The 19,336-nt window shown below is 62.1% G+C and carries 21 protein-coding genes; 10 read left to right on the plus strand and 11 right to left on the minus strand.

Annotation, left to right across the window (positions count from 1 at the left end; genetic code table 11):
* The first annotated feature begins 105 nt into the window (after nt 1-105).
* Complete coding sequence (locus ACP8IT_RS02580) at nt 106-978, plus strand: sucrase ferredoxin (RefSeq protein WP_490290335.1); 873 nt, start codon at nt 106-108, stop codon at nt 976-978.
* Here ACP8IT_RS02580 and ACP8IT_RS02585 read toward each other — a convergent pair.
* The 3 genes from ACP8IT_RS02585 to ACP8IT_RS02595 all read right to left on the minus strand — a co-directional run bounded on the left by ACP8IT_RS02585 (nt 965) and on the right by ACP8IT_RS02595 (nt 3,615).
* A complete protein-coding gene (locus tag ACP8IT_RS02585; protein ID WP_005277229.1) occupies nt 965-1,645 on the minus strand; it encodes a methionine ABC transporter permease in 681 nt (226 codons plus the stop codon). The two genes, ACP8IT_RS02580 and ACP8IT_RS02585, sit on opposite strands and share 14 nt — an antisense overlap.
* Nucleotides 1,642-2,679: a methionine ABC transporter ATP-binding protein gene (locus tag ACP8IT_RS02590; protein WP_126318359.1), complete on the minus strand. Its 1,038-nt coding sequence runs from the start codon at nt 2,677-2,679 to the stop codon at nt 1,642-1,644. Before ACP8IT_RS02590 ends, ACP8IT_RS02585 begins: the two co-directional genes overlap by 4 nt.
* A gap of 72 nt (nt 2,680-2,751) precedes the next feature.
* The gene (locus ACP8IT_RS02595) at nt 2,752-3,615 is read right to left on the minus strand and encodes a MetQ/NlpA family ABC transporter substrate-binding protein (RefSeq protein ID WP_023016795.1); all 864 of its coding nucleotides are present in this window, start codon (nt 3,613-3,615) and stop codon (nt 2,752-2,754) included.
* A gap of 136 nt (nt 3,616-3,751) precedes the next feature.
* On the opposite strand from ACP8IT_RS02595, the gene ACP8IT_RS02600 reads away from it, so the two are divergent.
* Nucleotides 3,752-6,871, plus strand: a complete 3,120-nt coding sequence (locus ACP8IT_RS02600) for an error-prone DNA polymerase (protein ID WP_490290336.1) — start codon at nt 3,752-3,754, stop codon at nt 6,869-6,871.
* Nucleotides 6,872-7,035: 164 nt separating this feature from the next.
* Here the strand turns inward: ACP8IT_RS02600 and ACP8IT_RS02605 are convergent, their stop codons facing one another.
* Both ACP8IT_RS02605 and ACP8IT_RS02610 read right to left on the minus strand, forming a co-directional pair.
* A complete protein-coding gene (locus ACP8IT_RS02605) occupies nt 7,036-7,254 on the minus strand; it encodes a helix-turn-helix domain-containing protein (RefSeq protein ID WP_023025311.1) in 219 nt (72 codons plus the stop codon).
* Complete coding sequence (locus ACP8IT_RS02610; RefSeq protein ID WP_278722801.1) at nt 7,247-7,795, minus strand: hypothetical protein; 549 nt, start codon at nt 7,793-7,795, stop codon at nt 7,247-7,249. The genes ACP8IT_RS02605 and ACP8IT_RS02610 overlap by 8 nt, the downstream gene beginning before the upstream one ends.
* Nucleotides 7,796-7,907: 112 nt before the next feature.
* On the opposite strand from ACP8IT_RS02610, the gene ACP8IT_RS02615 reads away from it, so the two are divergent.
* On the plus strand, nt 7,908-8,369 hold the full coding sequence (locus ACP8IT_RS02615; RefSeq protein WP_284636310.1) for a PH domain-containing protein: 462 nt from the start codon (nt 7,908-7,910) through the stop codon (nt 8,367-8,369).
* Entirely contained in the window at nt 8,366-9,664 is a 1,299-nt protein-coding gene (locus ACP8IT_RS02620) for a PH domain-containing protein (RefSeq protein WP_284636311.1), read from the plus strand. The genes ACP8IT_RS02615 and ACP8IT_RS02620 overlap by 4 nt, the downstream gene beginning before the upstream one ends.
* Here the strand turns inward: ACP8IT_RS02620 and ACP8IT_RS02625 are convergent.
* A complete protein-coding gene (locus tag ACP8IT_RS02625; protein WP_005277253.1) occupies nt 9,648-10,118 on the minus strand; it encodes a tRNA (cytidine(34)-2'-O)-methyltransferase in 471 nt (156 codons plus the stop codon). The genes ACP8IT_RS02620 and ACP8IT_RS02625 overlap by 17 nt on opposite strands.
* A 23-nt stretch (nt 10,119-10,141) precedes the next feature.
* On the opposite strand from ACP8IT_RS02625, the gene ACP8IT_RS02630 reads away from it, so the two are divergent.
* The 3 genes from ACP8IT_RS02630 (at nt 10,142) to ACP8IT_RS02640 (ending at nt 12,382) form a co-directional block, all read left to right on the plus strand.
* The gene (locus tag ACP8IT_RS02630; RefSeq protein ID WP_284636312.1) at nt 10,142-10,990 is read left to right on the plus strand and encodes a bifunctional methylenetetrahydrofolate dehydrogenase/methenyltetrahydrofolate cyclohydrolase; all 849 of its coding nucleotides are present in this window, start codon (nt 10,142-10,144) and stop codon (nt 10,988-10,990) included.
* Complete coding sequence (locus ACP8IT_RS02635; RefSeq protein ID WP_023030162.1) at nt 10,987-11,301, plus strand: DUF3017 domain-containing protein; 315 nt, start codon at nt 10,987-10,989, stop codon at nt 11,299-11,301. Before ACP8IT_RS02630 ends, ACP8IT_RS02635 begins: the two co-directional genes overlap by 4 nt.
* A 115-nt stretch (nt 11,302-11,416) precedes the next feature.
* The gene (locus tag ACP8IT_RS02640) at nt 11,417-12,382 is read left to right on the plus strand and encodes an HNH endonuclease signature motif containing protein (protein ID WP_490290337.1); all 966 of its coding nucleotides are present in this window, start codon (nt 11,417-11,419) and stop codon (nt 12,380-12,382) included.
* A gap of 365 nt (nt 12,383-12,747) precedes the next feature.
* Here ACP8IT_RS02640 and metX read toward each other — a convergent pair whose 3' ends face one another.
* The 4 genes from metX to ACP8IT_RS02660 form a co-directional block, all read right to left on the minus strand.
* Nucleotides 12,748-13,854, minus strand: a complete 1,107-nt coding sequence (metX, locus tag ACP8IT_RS02645) for a homoserine O-acetyltransferase MetX (protein ID WP_490290338.1) — start codon at nt 13,852-13,854, stop codon at nt 12,748-12,750.
* Nucleotides 13,851-15,167, minus strand: a complete 1,317-nt coding sequence (locus tag ACP8IT_RS02650; RefSeq protein ID WP_490290339.1) for an O-acetylhomoserine/O-acetylserine sulfhydrylase — start codon at nt 15,165-15,167, stop codon at nt 13,851-13,853. The genes metX and ACP8IT_RS02650 overlap by 4 nt, the downstream gene beginning before the upstream one ends.
* A gap of 82 nt (nt 15,168-15,249) precedes the next feature.
* Nucleotides 15,250-15,831, minus strand: coding sequence for an MBL fold metallo-hydrolase (locus tag ACP8IT_RS02655; protein ID WP_284608922.1), 582 nt, complete (start codon nt 15,829-15,831; stop codon nt 15,250-15,252).
* A gap of 10 nt (nt 15,832-15,841) precedes the next feature.
* On the minus strand, nt 15,842-17,407 hold the full coding sequence (locus ACP8IT_RS02660) for a redoxin domain-containing protein (RefSeq protein ID WP_490290340.1): 1,566 nt from the start codon (nt 17,405-17,407) through the stop codon (nt 15,842-15,844).
* Between the two features lie 162 nt (nt 17,408-17,569).
* Here ACP8IT_RS02660 and ACP8IT_RS02665 point away from each other — a divergent pair, with 162 nt between their 5' ends.
* The 3 genes from ACP8IT_RS02665 to ACP8IT_RS02675 are packed head-to-tail and all read left to right on the plus strand — an operon-like array spanning nt 17,570 to nt 19,038.
* Complete coding sequence (locus tag ACP8IT_RS02665; RefSeq protein ID WP_284809125.1) at nt 17,570-17,812, plus strand: hypothetical protein; 243 nt, start codon at nt 17,570-17,572, stop codon at nt 17,810-17,812.
* A gap of 9 nt (nt 17,813-17,821) precedes the next feature.
* A complete protein-coding gene (locus ACP8IT_RS02670; protein ID WP_490290341.1) occupies nt 17,822-18,430 on the plus strand; it encodes a sigma-70 family RNA polymerase sigma factor in 609 nt (202 codons plus the stop codon).
* On the plus strand, nt 18,427-19,038 hold the full coding sequence (locus tag ACP8IT_RS02675; protein WP_023016811.1) for an anti-sigma factor: 612 nt from the start codon (nt 18,427-18,429) through the stop codon (nt 19,036-19,038). Before ACP8IT_RS02670 ends, ACP8IT_RS02675 begins: the two co-directional genes overlap by 4 nt.
* On the opposite strand, the gene ACP8IT_RS02680 is transcribed toward ACP8IT_RS02675, so the two are convergent.
* A complete protein-coding gene (locus ACP8IT_RS02680; protein ID WP_023028348.1) occupies nt 19,035-19,259 on the minus strand; it encodes a hypothetical protein in 225 nt (74 codons plus the stop codon). The genes ACP8IT_RS02675 and ACP8IT_RS02680 overlap by 4 nt on opposite strands.
* Nucleotides 19,260-19,336 lie beyond the last annotated feature (77 nt).

A 19,336-nucleotide genomic window follows, 5' to 3' on the forward strand; every position in this document is an offset into this window, starting at 1 on the left:
CTAGAGTATAATTTCCAGTAATTGCTGCCTAGCATTGGGGCCAGATCTTGACCGAATTGTTGCCAAATATGTGAGCTGAGTTGCAGACGGGATAGGCTAGGATACATGACCGATTTCTGTTCAGATTACCAGGTGGAACCGCTGCCCGGCACGGCGAAAAAAGAATCCGTGTTTGTCCTCTTCGAGTGGCCCGGCGGCTGGTCGCGCGACGTGCTTGATGGCGATACTTTTGGCCCGGAGCTTACGGCCCAGCTGAAGAAAAAACTCAAGGGCCAGGTCGGGCTGCAATTGATTCGCCGCCCTGGCCGCGATGGCCGCCAGATCGGCACCATGCACCGGTGCTACCTGGTGTGGGCCGAGCAGGGCGTGATGGAATTGGTCCTTTTGACCGGTCCGGAAAAGATCCTGGACCTGGATCTCACTGCGCCGGGTCGCAACGGGGGAGGATCCCTCGATACGCCGCTGGTTTTGGTGTGTACCCACGCTAAGCGCGATAAGTGCTGCGCCGTGAAGGGCCGGCCGCTCGCCGCGGAGCTGGTGGAGGATTACCCGGATATGGTGTGGGAGACCTCGCACACGAAGGGGCACCGCTTCGCGCCCTCGGTCATGCTCATGCCGTGGGCCTATTCCTTTGGCCGGATGAATAAAGAAGCCGCCGCGCAGATGATTGCGGCGGCGGCGCAAGGAAAGTATTTCTACCCGGTCAATCGCGGGCGCGGCATCTTCGGCCCGCGCGGCCAGGTGGCGGAGTTGGCGGTAGCGCGCGAGCTTATCGATGCCTCCGAGGACCTCTACTACGGTCAGCTCCACGCAGAAGACGAAAAGCAGGGCCCCGTGGTCACGCATGCCGATGGCCGGCGGTGGAGCGTGACGCTCGAGCAGCGCGCCGTGGAAGGAGTGGTCTCGTCCTGCGGCGACGCGCCCAAGACCGGCAAGGCGCTTGTGGCCACGGGCGTGGAGCTTATTAGCGGCGCATAACCTTGGAGGAGAGCCAGTTGCCAAAGAACTGCGCGGCCTGCACCAGCACGATGATGATAAGCGTGGCCACGACGGTGACTTCCCACTCGAAGGCGCGGTAGCCGTAGACGATGGCAAAGTCACCCAGTCCGCCGCCGCCGACGTAGCCGGCCATGGCGGACATGTCTACGATGGCGATAAACAGGAAGGTATAGCCCAGAATCAGCGGGCCGAGGGCCTCCGGGATAATCACGGAGGTAATGATCTTCCACGGCGAAGCGCCCATGGCGCGGGCGGCCTCGATAACGCCGGGGTCGATGGCCACGAGGTTTTGTTCCACCACGCGCGCCACGGAGAACGTGGCGGCGATGACCATCACGAAGGTGGCCGGTTCGCGGCCGATGGATCCGCCCATCACGGCGACGGTGAGCGGCTGCGCAAACGCCAGCAAAATAATAAACGGGATGGGGCGAACGAAATTCACCAGCAGGTTGACCACCAGGTAGACGGCCTTATTTTGCAGGATGCCGCCCGGGCGGGCGGTGTAGAGCAAAATACCGAGCCCCAGGCCCAGAATGCCGGCGACGACGAGGGTGGTCGAGACCATGATGAGGGTGTCGACGATGGCATCGACAAGCGATCCGCCCAAGCGGTCCCAGTCGGCGGCGGCGAGATAGTTGACGTTCATCGTTCAATCTCCTCAATTTGAGTGGTGGCAGATAGGGCGCGGTAGAACTCTTCGATGGCGGCGTCGTTGCCGCTCAAGCGCACGGTGAGCTTGCCAAAGGAGTGCTGCTGCAAGGTGGTAATGCCGCCGTGGACGACGGCGATGGATACGCCCGCATCCTTCAGCTTGGCCGCGGCGCCGAAAAAGCCGGATTCCTCGGTCAGGTTGATGGTAAACAGGCGGCCTTCGTGGGCGAGCAGGTCATCGGTTTCCACCACGTCGGGCTCATTGCGCAGCGAGGTGGCGACGAACTTGGCGGCCACGGCGGTCTGGGGATTGGAAAAGACCTGGTAGACGCTGCCTTGTTCCACGACGTGGCCATTTTCCATCACCGCAACCTTATCCGCGATGGAGCGCACGACCTCCATTTCGTGGGTGATGACCACGATGGTGATGCCGAGCTCCTTATTTACCCGGCGCAGCAGGTCGAGGACCTCCTGCGTGGTGGTGGGGTCGAGGGCGGACGTGGCTTCATCGGCAAGCAGCAGCGACGGATTCGTGGCCAGGGCGCGCGCGATGCCCACGCGCTGCTTCTGGCCGCCGGAAAGCTGCTCAGGGTAGCTTTTTCCCTTATCTCCCAGGCCAACGAAATCCAGCAGCTCCTGCACGCGCTGTTGGCGCTCGCGCTTGCCGATGCCCTGCAGCTGCAGCGGGTACTCAATATTGCCCGCCGCAGTGCGGGAGTTCATGAGGTTAAACTGCTGGAAGATCATGCCGATATTGCGGCGGATGCCGCGCAGCTTCTTTTCGGACATGCCGACGATATTCTGGCCATCGAGCAGCAGCTCGCCGGAGGTGGGCGTATCCAGGCCGTTGATCATGCGGACCAGGGTGGATTTGCCGGCGCCGGAGTAGCCGATGATGCCGATGATTTCGCCGGAATCGACGGTCAAGGAGACATCGTCAAGAGCTTTGACCTTGGCCTTTTTCTGCTGGAAGACCTTGGTGATATTGCGGAACTCAATGCGAGTGCCGTTCTGGGTGGAATCTGCCACGGGTTGCGTCCTTAGTGAGGAAGTGCCAAACCCCGCCGGGGTGAAAACCGGCGGGGTAGAAGGCAAGGGTGATTAGTCCAAATCTGCTTCGAGCTTGTCCAGGATTTCCTGGAGTTCTTCTGGGGTGCGCTCGACCTCGACGGAGGTACCTGCGGAGTCCTCGTCGACGCCCTTTTGTACCGCATCGGAGTGCCAGAGCTCGGCGAGCTTCTTGATGTCCTCGTTATCGGCGTCTTCCTCGCGAACGGCGAAGACGTTGATATAAGGCTCTGCCTCTTCGGAGTTCGGATCATCCTGGAAGACGGCGGTGGCCGGGTCGATGCCGGCGCGCTCCAGGAAGGAGTTATTGATAATCGCCGGGGTGCCCTCGCCGTGTGCGGATGGGGTCTGGGCTGCATCGACCGGCACGACCTTGACCTTGGACTTCTTCTCATCGATGTCCAGCGGGGTCGGGGTGATAAGCCCGTCCTTCTTCAAGGTGATAAGGCCAGCCTGGACCAGCACGTTGATGGCGCGGCCCTGGTTGGTGGAGTCATTCGGAATGGCAACTTCTTCGCCCTCGATGCCGTCGAGGGAGTCGTGGCCCTTCCAGAACAGCGCCAGCGGCACGATTTCGGTGGCGACGATGGGCACCAGGTTGGTGCCGTTGCCGTGGTTGTACTCAGCCAGGAACTTCAGGTGCTGGAAGTTGTTGGTATCCAGCTCGCCCTGGTTTAGGGCCTGGTTCGGGGTGTTGTAATCCGAGAAGGACTTGATGTCGATGTCGTAGCCGGCGTCCTTGGCTTCTTGCTCAAAGGCAACCCAGGCCTGCTTTGCATCATCGGTGGTGCCAACGGTGATGGTCTTGTCATCATCTGCGTCGGAGGAGCAGGCCACGAGGCTGGTGGCGGCGACGGTAACGGCGGCGGTAGCGGCCGCTGCGCGACGAATCTGCATGAGGTCCCCTTACATGTAGGAGTTGAAATAAATTGACCGTTTAGCAATCTAGCAATAAGCGAACCGCTTTGTCTATTGAACACATCTCATCGCGCCGGGTTGTATAGAACACCAATTCGACATTACCCTGTGAAGGGTGAAATTTAATGGTGGAAAGGCGCTGCCGTGGTCGCGTTTAGAAAGGATACTATCCGGCAAGGACACTGCCGCGCCCGTCGCCGTACATCACCTCGGTGGCGGCGATGAGTCTGTCCAGCGTGGGCACTCCGCCGTGCCCTTTGCGGAGCTGCACGCGGTAAGCTCTTATAGCTTTCTCGACGGTGCCGCCGAGCCGGAAGAACTGGTCGCCCGCGCCCTAGAGCTTGGCCTCGAGGGGTTGGCCGTTGTGGATCGGGATGGCTTCTACGGCCTGATGAAATTCGCGGAAGCCGCAGCTAAGGCCGGACTTCCGGCCATATACGGCGCGGAGCTTTCCCTTGCGGAAGCCCCGGTGACCGTGTTGGCGCGCACCCCGGAAGGCTACCGCCGCCTCTCGCGCCTTATCGCCCGCGCGCGGATGGATGCCGGGGAGAAGGGGAGTGTCGCGTACCCGCCCCTAGACGCCGTGGCGCGCGAGCTAGAAGGGGAGTGCTTTTTCCTGCTGGGGTGGGAGGCTATACAAAAAATCGATCACGTTCTCGAAAGAATAAAAATAGACAGCATAGTTCTCGAATATGCGTGCACAATGTCTCCCGAAGATGCGGATCACCACAGTTTCCTGGATAAGTACAATAATCTCCGCGCCATCGCAACCGCTCGACCTGCGGCAGCAACGCGCGACCAGGTACGGCTCGCCGCCGCTAAACGCGCCTTGGCGCACCGTCAATCCTTAGAGGAAGCCGCACCGGATACCCACCCGATGGGCGCAGGCTGGATGCGCTCCGGCGAGCAGATGGCCCAGTTGCTTCCGGGCCGGCCCGAGCTTATCGCCGAAACCGTGCGCCTTGCCCGGGAATGCTCCTTTACCTGGGGTGCCCTCGCGCCTAACCTGCCGGACTTTGTCGTGCCGGAGGGGCATACCGAGATGAGCTGGCTCGAACACGAGGTGTGGCGGCGCGGTAAAAAGCGCTACGCCTCGCGCCCGCCCGAAATACAGGCCAAGGCGAAAAAGCAGATGCGGCACGAGCTGGGCATCATCAAGCAGCTGGGCTTTCCGGGCTACTTCCTCATCGTCTGCGACCTGGTGGATTTTTGCCGCCAGGAAAATATCCTCTGCCAGGGGCGCGGCTCGGCAGCCAATTCCGCCGTCTGTTTCGCGCTGGGCATTACCAACGCCGAGCCCATTTCCGCGCAGCTGCTCTTCGAGCGCTTCTTGTCGCCGGATCGCGATGGCCCGCCCGATATCGACATCGACATCGAATCCGGCCGGCGCGAGGAGGTCATCCAGTACGTCTATCGCACCCACGGTCGCGACCGCGCCGCGCAGGTAGCCAACGTCATTACCTACCGCCGCAAGGGGGCTACCCGCGACGCCGCCCGCGCGCTGGGTTACCCGCAGGGTTCGGCCGATGCGTGGTCGAAGGGCATAGCCGAGCCGCCTGCCGATGTCTCCTTACTCGCCGAGCAATTCCTCGACCAACCGCGCCACCTCGGCATCCACTCCGGCGGCATGGTCTTATGTGACCGGCCGATCGCGGACGTGGTGCCGATGGAATGGGCCCGCATGGAAAACCGCTCCGTGCTGCAGTGGGATAAGGACGATTGCGCCGCCGCCGGGCTGGTGAAATTCGACCTGCTGGGTCTCGGCATGCTGGAAGCGCTGCACCACATGATCGATGCCGTGCGTGCCACCACCGGCCGCGAGGTGCGCCTGTGGGAGCTCGACCTGGCCGAGCCCGCGGTCTACGACATGCTCTGCCGCGCCGATGCCGTCGGTGTCTTCCAAGTGGAGTCCCGCGCGCAGCTGGCCACGCTGCCGCGGCTCAAACCGCGCTGCTTCTTCGACCTCGTGGTGGAGGTCGCGCTCATCCGCCCCGGCCCCATCCAAGGCGGTTCCGTGCACCCCTACCTGCGCCGGCGCGATGGCCTCGAGCCCGTGACCTATGACCACCCGGTGCTGGAGAAATCGCTGGGCAAGACCTTGGGCATCCCGCTTTTTCAAGAGCAGCTGATGCAGATTGCGGTCGATGCCGCAGGTTTTACTGGCGCGGAGGCCGATGACCTGCGCCGGGCCATGGGCTCGAAGCGCTCGCCCGCCAAGATGGCCGCGCTGCGCAGCCGCTTTTATGAGGGCCTGCGCGTGACCAACGGCATCGAGGGCGAGGTCGCGGAGAAGCTGTGGGCCAAGATTACCGCCTTTGCCGCCTATGGTTTCCCGGAATCGCACTCGCAGTCTTTTGCTTCGTTGGTGTATTTTTCCGCCTGGTTTAAACACCACTATCCCGCGGAGTTTTGTGTGGGCTTGCTGCGCGCGCAGCCCATGGGCTTTTATTCGCCGCAATCTCTCATTCAGGACGCCCGGCGCCACGGGGTGCGCGTGCTGCCGCTGAGCATCAACGAGTCCGGCGCGCAGGCCACGGCGCTGCCTACCGGCGAGATTCGCTTGGGCCTCAACCTCATCAAGGGTCTGGGGGATAAGGCCGCCGAGTGCGTGGAGGCCGCCGCGCCCTTTAGTAGCGTCTCCGATCTGTCGCGCCGCGCGGATCTCAGCGTGGAGCAGGTGGAGGCGCTGGCCACGGCGGGGGCGCTGGAGTGCTTGGGGTTGGAACGCCGCCAAGCGCTTTGGCAGGCTGGCGTCGCCGCCACCGAGCGCGAGGGCATGTTGCCTGGCACGTCTGCGCTCGCCTCGCCGCACCTGCCCGGCATGTCGGCCTTCGAGCTGATGGCTACCGATGTCGCCGCCACCGGCGTCACCCACGATAAGCAGCCTATGGAGTTAGTCAGGGCCGCGCTTGGCGATGTCCTGCCTTCCTCCCACCTTCCCCACGTCCCCGATGGCACCCGCGTGCGCATCGCCGGCATCATTACGCACCGCCAGCGCCCGCGCACCGCCTCCGGCCTGACCTTTTTGGGCGTGGAGGACGAAACCGGCCTGATGAATGTGATGGTCTCGCCCGGGCTGTGGTCCCGGCAGAAGGTGCTCGCCCGCACCGCCCGCGCCCTTATCATCCGCGGCATCGTGCAAAATGCCACCGGCGTGGTAAGCGTGGTTGCAGACAAGCTCGAGCCGCTGGATTTTGGCGATTTCCTCTCGCGCGGCTCCCGCGATTTCCGCTAGTTTTCTCCGCATCGAAGCCCAAAAGCGGTGGCTAGGCCGAGAAAACATCGCCGGCTAGTACTAAGCGCCTGCGGTGAGTTAGTCAGCCATTAGGAATTCTTCCTATAGATTTCCGTGGACATAGGTCAAAGTACTGCATAAGGCCAACATAATGACAAGGTTTTCTATTCCACTTCGAAGATATCGCCCGGCTGGCAGTCCAACGCCGTACACAGTGCCGCAAGGGTGTTAAAGCGCACGGCCTTGGCGCGATTATTCTTCAGGACGGACAGGTTAACTGGCGTGATACCTACCTCTTTGGCGAGTGCCGCTCCGGTAATACCGCGCTCTTCCATTATCCGGTCGAGGTGGCAGATCACCTGGGGTTCTTGCTCCTCAGACAAGGCCTTCGACCTCCTCTTCGAGCTTGCTGCCGCGCTTGATGGCAACTGAGAAGAGCTGGAGGGTGCAGACAAAAAGGTAGGGCAGCGCAAGCTCGCCTAATGAGGAACCGCTCTGGTTGGCCCACCAGTCAATGTCGAGCTGCGAGGAAGCCCAGTTATTGCCCATACCTTCGAGTGGGAAGCGTCCGATAAACCAGACGAGAATCCCAAAGGTCATTCCATTAAGGAAGCGGATGTTTTTCGTGTTGAAAACCTGCCCACGAAGCATTGGTTTCACCAAACGATAGGCAAAGAACGCGATAATCAAGATTCCTGCAATCTTGACGACGAGCCCCGCAGTGAGCATCCAGAATGGCCCGCCGTCGAGGTTGTGCTTGCTTAGGCCTTCCGGGATGGCCGCACTCAGCGCGGTGGAAAAGTGTCCGGTGGCAAGGTCGCGCAGGTAGGTGGGGCCGAGGATGGCAATGGTGAACAGGCAGAGGGCGGCCGCAGCGTTAATTTCGCGGCGCTCAGCTTGGGAGGTGGGCTGTGGGGTGGTCATGACAAGCCTTTCCGCCGATTTCTTATCGACTTTCGATGTTGTCGTAATTCGATAATATCGAATAACGATAAGTTGCACAAGGGTACGAGTCCGATTGCTACTGTCAGTAGCTATGAGCGAAGAAATGAACCCCGTCTCGCCGCGTTTGATCAACGTGCGCTATATCCGCCACCTGGGCTGGACGAGCATCTTCGCCGCGGCGGCCGCAGCGGCAGGGTACTGGTGGACTACGTGGTTCTACTGGGCGGCGGGGCTCTTCGCCGTCCTCTTTTTCTGGCTGATCTGGCTCATTCCGGCCCAAGTGCGCCGCATGGGCTGGTGCGAAACCGACGATGAGCTGCTCATTACCCGCGGCAAGCTCTGGCACACCTTTACCGTCGTGCCCTACGGCCGCATCCAGTTCGTCGACGTGACCGCCGGCCCCCTCGAGCGCGTTTTCGGGCTCAAGGAGCTGCAACTGCACACTGCCTCCGCAACGACGGACGCCACCATTAAGGGCTTGGAAGCCCCGCTTGCCGATGCCCTGCGTACCCGCCTTGCCGACCACGCCCGCGAACGGATGAGCGGCCTATGAGTGCTCCACCGAACTACCAACGCGTCCACCGTTTGACCCCGCTGCTGCGCCTGTGGTCGGTCATCCTGGCCGTCATCGCGGCCTTTGCCTTGAACGTTAATATGGAAGCGCTGCGCAGCATCTTTGCCTTTGTCACTGGTGACAACCGCACGCAGGCCCTGCGCGATATCAGCATGGCGTTGGCTGGTTTCGCTGCCGTGTGCTTTGTGGTGTGGCTAGTCTCCGGCGTATGGTGGCGCCAGATGGGCTACCAGCTGGGCGAGGAGGAACTCTCCCTGCGCCAGGGTCTTTTTTCTACGCAGCTGCGCACCGCGCGCTATGACCGCACGCAGGCTGTAGACGTCGTCGAGCCCGTCATCGCCCGCCTCTTCCGGCTCGCGGCCGTGCGCGTGGAAACCGCCGGCGGGCAATCCTCGGCCATCGAGATCGCATACCTGAAAAAGGCCGAGGCCGAATCCCTGCGCGCCGAAATCCTTTCCCGCGTCCGCGGCGAGTCGCGGGAACAGCAGGCAGAGGAAGAAAACGACACCCTCATTCCCGAAATCCCCATCGCGCGTTCCCTGGCCGCGGCCGCCTTGCACGCGTCCACGATCGTCCTGCTTGCGGCCCTTGTCTTCCTCGTGGTCACGCCGATGTCCCTGACCATCACGCTGCCCATCCTTTTGGCTACTGTCCCGCGCGCCTGGAACGTGATTGACTCCTCATGGCGCTATACCGCCAGCCTTGAGGATGGCGTACTCAATATCACCTACGGCCTTGCCGATCGCCGCCGCCAAAACATCCGCCTCGAGCGCATCCACGCCGTCCAGGTCACCCAGCCCTTCCTATGGCGCCCCTTCGACTGGTACGAAACGCGCGTGTCGGTCGCCGGCTACGGTGGCACGGCGAGCGGCGAGGGATCGGGATCGACGCGGATCGTGCCCGTCGGCAAGCGCGAGCAAGCCCGGCAATTCCTGCCCGCCGATGCCGCCCCGACCTACGCCTCGCCCGCGCGCGCCAAATGGGTCTCGCCCATCGATTACCGGCAGCAAACCGTCGCGCTGGCCGGCGACTACGTCATCGTGCGCGCCGGCCGCTTCAACCGCCGCGTCCAAGCCATCGAGCTGCGCCACATCCAGGAACTCACCCTGCGCCGCGGCCCGATTTCCCAGCTATTCGGCCTAGCCACGGTGGAGCTCGACCTCGTGCAGGGGCCCGTGAAGATGGCGGCGCGCAACCTCGCGCTTGCCGATGCCCACGCCCTCCTTAACCGCCTGCGTTCCCGCGACCTGCCAGAACTTACACCGCTCCCTTAAACCCCAGCTGGCGCCAGGCCTCAAAGACCGCGGTTGATGCGGAGTTGGAGAGGTTCATCGAGCGCCTAGCCGGGACCATCGGAATGCGCACCTGATCGGTGATGCGCGGATGGTTGACGTGTTCATCCGGCAGACCGGTCGGCTCCGTGCCAAAGAGCAGCACGTCGCCGTCTTGGTACTCCACGTCTGTAAACCACTTATCCGTATGCGTGGTAAACGCGAAAACGCGCGCGCCGGGCAGCGCCTCCATGCACGCGTCGAAATCCTTATGAATCTGCACATCCGCCAGGTCGTGATAGTCCAGCCCGGCGCGCTTTAGGTGCTTATCGTCAAAGTTAAACCCCAGCGGCTCAATCAGGTGTAGGCTCGCGCCCGTCACCGCCGCGGTGCGAATGGCATTGCCGGTATTGGTGGGAATGACGGGATTGTCAAAGACGATGTGCAGCTGGCTCATGCCTTCAGTCTAGGATGGGGGCTATGAGCGCTACCAAACTAGATGGCACCTTGTACCGTGACGAGATTTTTGCGGACCTCGCCGAGCGCGTGGCCGCCCTGAAAGACAAGGGGATAACCCCTGGCCTGGCCACCGTTCTGGTGGGCGAGGACCCAGGCTCCCAGTCCTATGTAAAGATGAAGCACCGCGATTGCGAAAAGTTAGGTATTAATTCCATCCGCAAGGACCTGCCGGCGGATATTTCGCAGGAAGAGCTCGAGGCGGTCATCGATGAGCTCAATGCCGATGACGCCTGCACCGGCTACATCGTCCAGCTCCCGCTGCCCAAGCACTTGGATGAGAACGCCATTCTCGAGCGCATCGATCCCGAAAAAGACGCCGATGGCCTCCACCCGGTCAATCTGGGCAAGCTCGTGCTTAACGAGGAAGCCCCGCTGCCGTGCACCCCGAATGGCTGCCTGCACCTGCTGCGCCGCTTCGGCGTGGAGCTGAACGGCGCTAAGGCCGTCGTCATCGGCCGCGGCGTGACCGTCGGTCGCCCCATTGGCCTGATGCTGACCCGCCGCAGCGAGAACTCTACCGTCACCCTGTGCCACACCGGCACGAAGGATCTTGCCGCCGAAACCCGTGAAGCCGATATCGTCATCGCCGCCGCCGGTCAGCCGCACATGCTCACTGCGGACATGATTAAAGAAGGCGCCGCGCTTCTCGATGTCGGCGTGTCCCGCGTCGACGGCAAGCTCACCGGCGATATCGCCCCCGACTGCTGGGATAAGGCCGGATACGTCTCGCCCAATCCAGGCGGCGTCGGACCGCTCACGCGCGCCTTTTTGGTACGCAACATCGTTGAGCGCGCGGAAAAGCTGGCGTGAATTTAGACAACCCCCACGACGCGCACCTGGCACCGTCCCCGCTGCCCGCCTCCGTGCAGTGGGTGGCCATCGGGCTCTTCATCGCCGGGGTGGCCTTGTCCGGCGGCTATGCCATTTTCGAGTATTGGCGCAGGGCCACCTTCTTGCTCGGGCTTGCGCTGCTGTGGCTGACGGTGGTGCGCCTGACGTGCGATTCGAGCCGCGTCGGCGTGCTGGCGGTGCGCTCGCGCCGCTTCGATGCCACGTTTACCGGCGTCATCGGTGCGCTGATGGCCTTTCTCGCCTACTCCGTGGACGCGCTGGGCAGCTAGTTATCCACAGGTGATTGTTTCAGTATCACCAATCTGCGGCGTGTCGCGTGGTTATCCACAGCCGCAGCACTCTTGGCCTCGCGCCCTCCGCTACCCGCGGTTTAGGCTCGGGGCCATGATTTCGGATTACCTCGCAGCGATTAACTCCCCGATGGCGCTCATCGGGGAGTGCGCTGGGCTATCCGAAGCCGAATTGGTAGACCGCGGTTTCAGCGACAAAGAGGCCGCGGAATTTGCGCGGTTGGCGGATACGTATTTTGGCAGGACATCGTTTAGCGCAAAGCAGCGCGCCGCCCGTACCACCGCGCTCCCGCTCGATGCGCTGAAAATCATTGAGGTGCACGCGCAGAAGCTGAAGACCCAGCGCGCGGCGTGGGCCCTGCGCGAGGAGTTGTGCCGGCTCAACGTTTCTACCAGCGAGATAGAAAAGCGCGCCCGCCGCCGCGTCAAAGAAGAACGCACCCAAAAGCGCGCGGAGGGCGTCCGGCTCACCCGCCGCACCGATGACCTGTGGACGCTGACCATTACCGCGGAATCTGAGCTGGTAGCCGAGATTAATAACCACGTCTCTACGGTGGACGATGCGCGCCGGGTATTTGCAGAGGGCGCGGCCACCTCCACCATCACCACGAACGTGGTCCTGACCTTGGATGACATGGTGAAGGTTACCCACGGCGAGGACGTCACCCTGCAGCTAACCAACGGCGCCACCATCACCGGGGCGCAGCTAGCCGAGCGCGCGCTTGCCGATGCCGGCCTCATCACCCTCATCCACCCCGTTACCGGCCCCGTGAACCTGTACCACACGCGCCGGCTCGCCACCTGGAAACAGCGGCAGATGGCGATGGCGGAAAATCCGGTGTGCCCGTGGCCCGATTGTCATATTCCTGCCGATGAATGCCAGGTTCACCACCTGCAACCGTGGCTGCTCGGCGGCGAGACCAATGCTGAGAACCTGACCATCGCCTGCAAGTATCACAATGCCGTCAACGACGATGACCCCAATGCCCCGCCCCGTCGTGGGCGCCTAGAGCGCCGCCCACATGAAGGTATCGTGTGGCGCCCGCCCTGGGCCCGATAAAAAACATCGCCGAAGCCAGCGCAGTTAAACCCTGCGCCGCTTCGGCGATCCTTGTATAAGTATCCTTGCCACCCGGCACGCCGCGCGGACCCCGCGACGACAAGCCATGCGCCAAGGCATGCCAGCGCGATGGCCACCCGCGCGCTGCTCATACCCGTCGTGCCGAACCACCCGCCACCGCATGCCGCTCCGAACTGCCCGCCACCTGCACGCTGCTCATCCCAGTCGCGCCGAACCACCCACCACCGCATGCCGCTCCGAACTGCCCGCCACCTGCACGCTGCTTGTTCCAGCCTTGCCCGGAGCACTCGGCAACCGCAAGAAGTTGTGTCTCGGGCCGAGTGTCCGTGCGCAGGTGGGGATGGCTAGATGGCGTAGTCGATGGTGCTGTCCACGTCCAGTGGGTGCGGTTGGGACAGGGTGAGGAAGTTGCGCAGGATGCGGTCCATCTGGCGCGATTCCGTGAGGAATGCATCGTGGCCAACAGGTGAGACTACCTTCGCCATGGCCAGCAGGTTGCCCAGGTTGCGCGAGAGGTGTTCCTGCTGGTGATACGGATAAAGGATGTCCGTGTCGACGCCCACGACCATGGTCGGCACCTGTGAAGAACCGAGCGCGCGGTTCAGGCCGCCGCGGCCGCGGCCGATGTCGTGGCGGTTGAGGGCCTCGGTAAGCGTGACGTAGGAACCGGCATCGAAGTGATCCGCCAGCTTCGAGCCCTGGTAATCCAGGTACGAGTTCACGGCGAAGCGCTGGTCGTGCCGGCGATAGGGCCCCAACGGCTCTTCGCCGGTTTGGGCCTGAACACCAAAGCGCTCATCGATTTCCTGCTCGCCGCGATACGTCAAGTGCGCGATGCGCCGCGCTGCCGCCAGGCCCTCGCGGGGGCGCTGAGAGGAGGAATAATAGTCGCCGCCGTGCCAGAAGGGATCGCGTTCAATCGCGGAAATCTGTGCCGACTGGATACCAATCTGCCACGCGGAGGCGCGCGCGGAGACGGCGATAACGCACGCGGCATCGACAGCCTCGGGATACATCAGCGTCCATTCCAAGGTGCGCGCGCCACCCATGGAACCGCCGATGATCGCATGCACGCGCGTTATCCCCAGCTCTTCCAGCGCCTTTTTCTCTGCGGCTACCAAATCGCGAATAGATAGCGCCGGAAAGCGGGATCCCCAACGGCGGCCATCCGCATGCGGGGAAGAGGGGCCAGTGGAGCCATTGCAGCCACCGAGTGCGTTCATGGCGATTACGCACCACTTCGTCGTATCCAGCGCTTTGCCGGGGCCAATGAGATCGCACCACCATTCGGCCACATCAGCGTTGCCGGTCAGCGCGTGTTCCACCAGGATGACGTTATTCCCGCCGTGCGGATCGCCGAGGAAATGGCCGAAGCGGTGGTAGGCGATGTGGGCATCGGAAAGCGTGGCGCCTGCTTCGGTGTGAAAATCGCCGATACTTATACAGCTCATGCCAGCGCGTTAAATCCCAGTTCGAGGTCAGCAATGATGTCGTTGATATCTTCAATGCCCACGGACAAACGAATGGTGGACTGTGCAATGCCCGCCGCGGCCAGGGCGGCATCGTCGGACTGCGAGTGAGTGGTGGTTGCCGGGTGAACCGCGAGCGAGCGGGTATCGCCGATATTGGCGAGGTTGGAGTGGAGCTTTAAGGCATCGATAAACGCCCATGCTTCCTCGCGCCCGCCCTTGATGTCGAAAGACAGCACGGAGCCGGTGTAGGAATAGCCCAGCTTCTCCTTGACCTTCTTATACGGCGAGGAATCCAGGCCGGCGTAGTTGACCTTCGTCACCTTGGCGTGGCCTTCTAGGTACTCGGCCACGGCCTGGGCGTTGGCATTGTGCTTGTCGATGCGCAGCCCTACCGTCTCAATGCCATTGAGCGTCAGCCATGCATTGAACGGGGAAATGGCGGCGCCGGTATCGCGCAGCAGGCCGGCGCGGGCCTTGAGCGCGAAGGCGGGGGCGCCGAGGTCGGCGTACTTCAGGCCGTGGTAGGCCTCGTCCGGGGTGACGAAGTAGGGGAATACTGGCTTGCCGTCGCGCTCGACGGTCCAGTCGAAGGAGCCGCCGTCAATAATCGCGCCGCCCACCGCGGAACCGTTGCCGGTGTAGAACTTCGTGGTCGAGACCACGACGATGTCCGCGCCCAAGTCGAGCGGGCGGGCCAGCGCCGCGGTGGCGATGGTGTTATCCACGATGAGCGGGACCTGGTTAGTGTGGGCGACCTCGGCGATGGCCGGGATGTCGAGGACATCGGCTACCGGGTTGCCAAAGGTCTCGCCGTAAAAGGCCTTGGTATTGGGCTGCACGGCGTCCTGCCAGGATTGGGGATCGTCCGGGTTTTCTACGAGGGTGACGTCGATGCCAAGCCGCTTGAGTGTGACGGTAAAAAGCGTGGAGGTGCCGCCGTAGAGGCGCGGGGAGGTAACGATGTGATCGCCTGCCGAGGCGAGGTTGAAAATGGCCGCAGTCTCTGCGGCCTGGCCGGAGGCAAAGGCTACGGCGGCCACGCCGCCTTCAAGGGAGGCCAGGCGCTCTTCCAGCGCATCCTGCGTTGGGTTGGTCAGGCGGGTGTAGATGGGGCCTGCATCGGAGAGATTAAAGCGGTTAGCCGCGTGCTCGGCGTCATTAAAGACATACGAGGTGGTTTGGTAAATCGGCACGTTGCGGGAGTTGTGCGCGCCGTCGAGGTTTTGGCCTGCATGAACGGAGCGAGTGGCAAAGGACCAGTCTGCGTTGGAGTTATCGTATTTCGTCGTCATGCCACGCAAGACTAGACCAAGCGGTATGTAACGTACAGCACCCAGCGCCGAAACCGCAGTATAGTCCGAGAATAAAAATAGACTAAGCGGTAAACTTCTTACCCTGCGCGAGCCGCCTATAGCCCGGCACTCCAGCATTGGTGAGCATGGTGTCGAAGGCGGTGCGGCCGACATCAGAAAGCACGGCGTCGTGGATGGGAACCGTGGCTGCGGCGCCCACGCGCTGGGCGTAATCGGCCGCCTCAGCAGCCTTTACCCACGGCCCGGCAATGGGCAGGAGCAAAACCTCGGCCGAATGATCGATGTACTGATCGCCGGGGTGGAGCAGGCCGCCCAAGAGGTAGCCCACGTTGACCGGGCGCGGAATATTCGGGTGGATCGGCGCGTGTTGGCCGCCGAGTACCTCGATGTCGAGGCCGGCGACGGTGATGGTCTCGCCCGGTGTAACCGCGGTACCGCGCCCCAGTTGTTCGCAGGCTTCGGCAGGTGCCCAGAGTGGGGCATCGGGAAGCCGGTCTGGGTCTAGGTGATCCGCATGCGCGTGGGTAATGAGCACCGCATCGGCATCGGGGATAGTCGGCGTCATTGTTCCGGGATCGATAAGGATGCGCCCGCCTGGTGCCTCGACGGCGACGCAGGCGTGGCCAAGCAGACTAAATTCCATACGCCCCAGCTTAACCGAAGGTAAACGAGTAAAGCTTTAGCCCTTCGCTGACCTCGAGCTCGATGGTTTCCGACATCTCCTCTCCCTTGACCAGGTCAATCGTGCCATCCTCGTGGACGGGAAATTCCTCGGTATCGCCGTGTGCGCGGTGCAGGGTAACGGTGCCTTTCCCGGAGACCACCAACTGCACCCATGCGGCGTGATAGTTCAGGCGAAGCCGCGCGTTGTTGCCCGCAGTAATGGGCTGGTCCTCCAGCGTCCACGTCCCACCCAGCGAATACTGGCGTTTCGGCTCGCCGAGCTCAAAATCGTGGGTTCCGGGGCGGTAACCGTTGTTGTCGAAATAGCGAGCCCGGTCCGTGCCCAGGTAGGTTTCCGGATTGCGCTCAGACGCCCCTGTGTAATCGCTTCCTTCCAACGGCTCGGGTAGCGCAACGCCGGGGTCGCGCTCGAGCAAAAGCTCGCGAATGTGGCGCTCGGTGGCGGCGTAATCGCCCTCGCCGTGGTGGGTTTCGCGCACCGTGCCGTTGCTGTCTACTAAGTAGTGCGCCGGCCAGTAGTGGTTGTCGAATGCCTTCCACGTGGCGAAGTCGTTATCTTGGGCGACCGGATAATTGATGCCTTGCTCCTTGGCGGCCTTGCGGACGTTGGCGGCCTCGCGCTCGAAGGCGTACTCGGGCGCGTGGATTCCCACGACCTCGAATCCAAAGTCCTTGTAGTGGTCGTAGATTTTGGTGATGTGCTCGTTGTTGCGCTGGCAGTTGATGCAGGCATAGGCCCAGAAGTCGATGAGCGTTACCTTCCCATTTGTGCGGGGATCTACGGGCTCGTCGGTATTAAACCACCCGGTCAGGCCCTGGAACTCGGGTACGGGTGTGCCCTCCGCGCTTGTCGATGTCTCCCCCTTCCACTCCACACTCGGCAGCTTCTTTTGCAGCCACGTCGGCACGCCTGCGGCAATGGCAATCGCCATGGCGATGACCAAGATGCCGGCGGTGATGCGGAGGGGGCGTTGGTGGCTTCGGAAAGCGTCAACGCGTTTGCCGGCCTCGTTGCCGCCAAGGGCGAAGGCAAGAAGAGGGATGGCGACGCCAGCCGCGAAGGACAGGCAGAGCACAAGGATATGGGCGTCGATCTGGCCGGTAGCCCCGGCGACGGAAATCGTCGCGAGGACCGGCCCGGCGCAGGGGACGAAGATGACGCCCATGGCCAGGCCCACGGCGAATCCTCCCTTATCGCGCGCCTTGGCTTGCAGCCCGCCGGCGTGTGGCAGTTTCTGGAAGGGCCATTCGAGTATTTCTTGCACCTTGGGGAAAATCATGCCGAGGCCCACGAGGATGAGTAAGACGACGCCCACCTTCCACACGATGTCGGCGGGCAGATGCAGGGCGTTGAGTACCGTAGTGGCGAAAAGCGTCACGAGGGTGAAGCTGGTGACCAGCCCACCTACTACCTGCCAAGGCCGCCGGCGCGAGCCGCCGCTGACCGCGACGACGAGGGGTAGAACCGGCAGGATGCACGGGGAAATTCCCGTGATAAGGCCACCGGTAAACCCGATAAACAGTGTCTCTAGCATTCGTTGTGTCCTCCGAAATGTCGGTGCAGTGATATATCAACCAATTCGGAGTCGGGGCGAGAATGGATTGCTGGAAAGTTTTCCAATCCGTTTCCGCTTACCGCTCCGAATGGGTGGATAGAGGGCCGGAAAAGCCGGCCCGCGACTACAAGGAGAACCCTCATGAAGAAGATCATTTCCGCCGCAGCTGCCCTTGCTATCGCCGCCGGTAGCCTGGCTGCCTGCAATAACGATGACTCGAAGTCTGGGGAGACCTCGTCTGAGATGATGACCCCGTCGTCCGAGATGATGGCGCCTGAATCGGACAGCATGGACAAGGACTCCATGAAAAGCGACGAGATGATGGCGCCTGAATCCGATGCGAAGATGTCTGATTCCATGATGAGCGATGAGATGGCGCACTAATTCACCGTTATGCCCGCCCGAGTGCTGGAGGTAAACTCACACCCTGTGTCTACGCTCACTCCCGACGATCACGCGCGATTAAACCGCCTCTTGACGGCGTCCGCCGCGGGGGATAAGCGTGCCTTCAGCCAGTTCTACGACGCCCTCGTGCCGACCATTTACAGCGTGTGCCTGCACGTCCTGCGCAATCAGGCGTTGGCGGAGGAAGTGGCCCAGGACGTCTTCGTAGAGGTGTGGACCAAGGCCGTGGACTTCGATCCGGAGAAGGGGACGGCGCGTTCGTGGGCGGGGCGGATTGCGCATGGGCGGGCCGTCGATAAGCTGCGCAGCCACGTTGCCAGCGTGGAGCGGGATGACCGCGAAGCCGCGCTTGCCGATGCCGCCTATCACCTAGACATCGAAGATGAAGCCCTCAGCAAAGTGGAATCGCAGCGCCTGCGCGCGGCCGTCGACAAGATTGGCGAGCCGCACCGCACGGCCGTGATGCTTGCATTCTTTGCTGGATTAACCCGCGCCGAATTGGCAGAATCAACAAATGTACCGATTGGTACGGCGAAGACGCGCGTGCGCGATGGCGTGCAGAAACTAAAACTTATCCTCGGGAAGGAGGGGAAATGAGCAACACGCACGAGTTTTCTGAAGCGGAGTTTGATGATTTCCTCGATTCCCTTCCTGAGATCGATCCGCCGCCCGAGATGAAGGACAAGGTATTTTCCTCCCTCGACGTGGAAGCCGAGGTGGTGGAGATGCCGCGCCGGCGCTGGCGGGCTTTTGTTGCGGTCCCCGCAGCCGCGGCCGTTGTGATCGCCGGTGTGGTGCTGTGGATTCCCCACCAGGGTGGAGAAGACGCTGGTGAGGGCAATACCGTGGTCGCAGAATCGTCGGGCGAGGAGTCCATGCACCACATCATGGAGGCTGATGACCTGATTCAAGGAAAGGCCGATGCCTCAGGTGCGCGGCTGGATATCGTGTCCTCGGCCTCGATGGGCAAGTCCGGCGCGATGGTCGATGGCCAGCCTGAGCTGAAGGAAGGCATGGGCGCGCAGGTGTGGGCGATTTCCGAGGACAAAACGATGACCTCGGCCGGCGTCATCGGCCAAGACCCGCACGATGGAGTGTGGATGCCTTTTGAAACCAATGCCGTCAAGGTCATGGTGACGGAGGAACCCGCCGCAGGCAGTGCGGAACCTACGGGCCGCACGCTCGTCGAGGTGCGTCTGAGCTAACGATCCTCGCTTGCGGATTCCTTTTTTGGCTTGCGCTGAAACAGGTACCAGATTCCTAGGATCGCGCCGAAGAGCAGGAGTGATGATGCGATGAAAACCATCGCGATCACCATTGTGCGGTGCGGATCGTTTAAGAAAATCATGCAAACGATGGCGGCGAGGAAAATCGCAGCGAAAAAAGTGATGAGCCAATTGCGTTTAGTGTGCTCTGCGAATGTCATGCATTAATTGTTACGGAAAAACCGGGGGTAAACAAGCTGGGTGGGCATTCTGGGGGCGGAACCCGGCTATATGGTGC

The sequence above is a fragment of the Corynebacterium sp. LaCa_23 genome, assembly GCF_058182375.1.

What these genes read in the sequence shown, in the direction of transcription:
- ACP8IT_RS02620 (WP_284636311.1), top strand. Translation starts at nt 8,366, where the DNA reads ATGAGTGCTCCACCGAACTACCAACGCGTCCACCGTTTGACCCCGCTG.
- ACP8IT_RS02640 (WP_490290337.1), top strand. Translation starts at nt 11,417, where the DNA reads ATGATTTCGGATTACCTCGCAGCGATTAACTCCCCGATGGCGCTCATC.
- metX (WP_490290338.1), bottom strand. Translation starts at nt 13,854, where the DNA reads ATGAGCTGTATAAGTATCGGCGATTTTCACACCGAAGCAGGCGCCACG.
- ACP8IT_RS02625 (WP_005277253.1), bottom strand. Translation starts at nt 10,118, where the DNA reads ATGAGCCAGCTGCACATCGTCTTTGACAATCCCGTCATTCCCACCAAT.
- ACP8IT_RS02580 (WP_490290335.1), top strand. Translation starts at nt 106, where the DNA reads ATGACCGATTTCTGTTCAGATTACCAGGTGGAACCGCTGCCCGGCACG.
- ACP8IT_RS02610 (WP_278722801.1), bottom strand. Translation starts at nt 7,795, where the DNA reads ATGACCACCCCACAGCCCACCTCCCAAGCTGAGCGCCGCGAAATTAAC.
- ACP8IT_RS02615 (WP_284636310.1), top strand. Translation starts at nt 7,908, where the DNA reads ATGAGCGAAGAAATGAACCCCGTCTCGCCGCGTTTGATCAACGTGCGC.
- ACP8IT_RS02630 (WP_284636312.1), top strand. Translation starts at nt 10,142, where the DNA reads ATGAGCGCTACCAAACTAGATGGCACCTTGTACCGTGACGAGATTTTT.
- ACP8IT_RS02675 (WP_023016811.1), top strand. Translation starts at nt 18,427, where the DNA reads ATGAGCAACACGCACGAGTTTTCTGAAGCGGAGTTTGATGATTTCCTC.
- ACP8IT_RS02595 (WP_023016795.1), bottom strand. Translation starts at nt 3,615, where the DNA reads ATGCAGATTCGTCGCGCAGCGGCCGCTACCGCCGCCGTTACCGTCGCC.
- ACP8IT_RS02585 (WP_005277229.1), bottom strand. Translation starts at nt 1,645, where the DNA reads ATGAACGTCAACTATCTCGCCGCCGCCGACTGGGACCGCTTGGGCGGA.
- ACP8IT_RS02660 (WP_490290340.1), bottom strand. Translation starts at nt 17,407, where the DNA reads ATGCTAGAGACACTGTTTATCGGGTTTACCGGTGGCCTTATCACGGGA.
- ACP8IT_RS02655 (WP_284608922.1), bottom strand. Translation starts at nt 15,831, where the DNA reads ATGGAATTTAGTCTGCTTGGCCACGCCTGCGTCGCCGTCGAGGCACCA.
- ACP8IT_RS02680 (WP_023028348.1), bottom strand. Translation starts at nt 19,259, where the DNA reads ATGACATTCGCAGAGCACACTAAACGCAATTGGCTCATCACTTTTTTC.
- ACP8IT_RS02670 (WP_490290341.1), top strand. Translation starts at nt 17,822, where the DNA reads ATGCCCGCCCGAGTGCTGGAGGTAAACTCACACCCTGTGTCTACGCTC.
- ACP8IT_RS02665 (WP_284809125.1), top strand. Translation starts at nt 17,570, where the DNA reads ATGAAGAAGATCATTTCCGCCGCAGCTGCCCTTGCTATCGCCGCCGGT.
- ACP8IT_RS02650 (WP_490290339.1), bottom strand. Translation starts at nt 15,167, where the DNA reads ATGACGACGAAATACGATAACTCCAACGCAGACTGGTCCTTTGCCACT.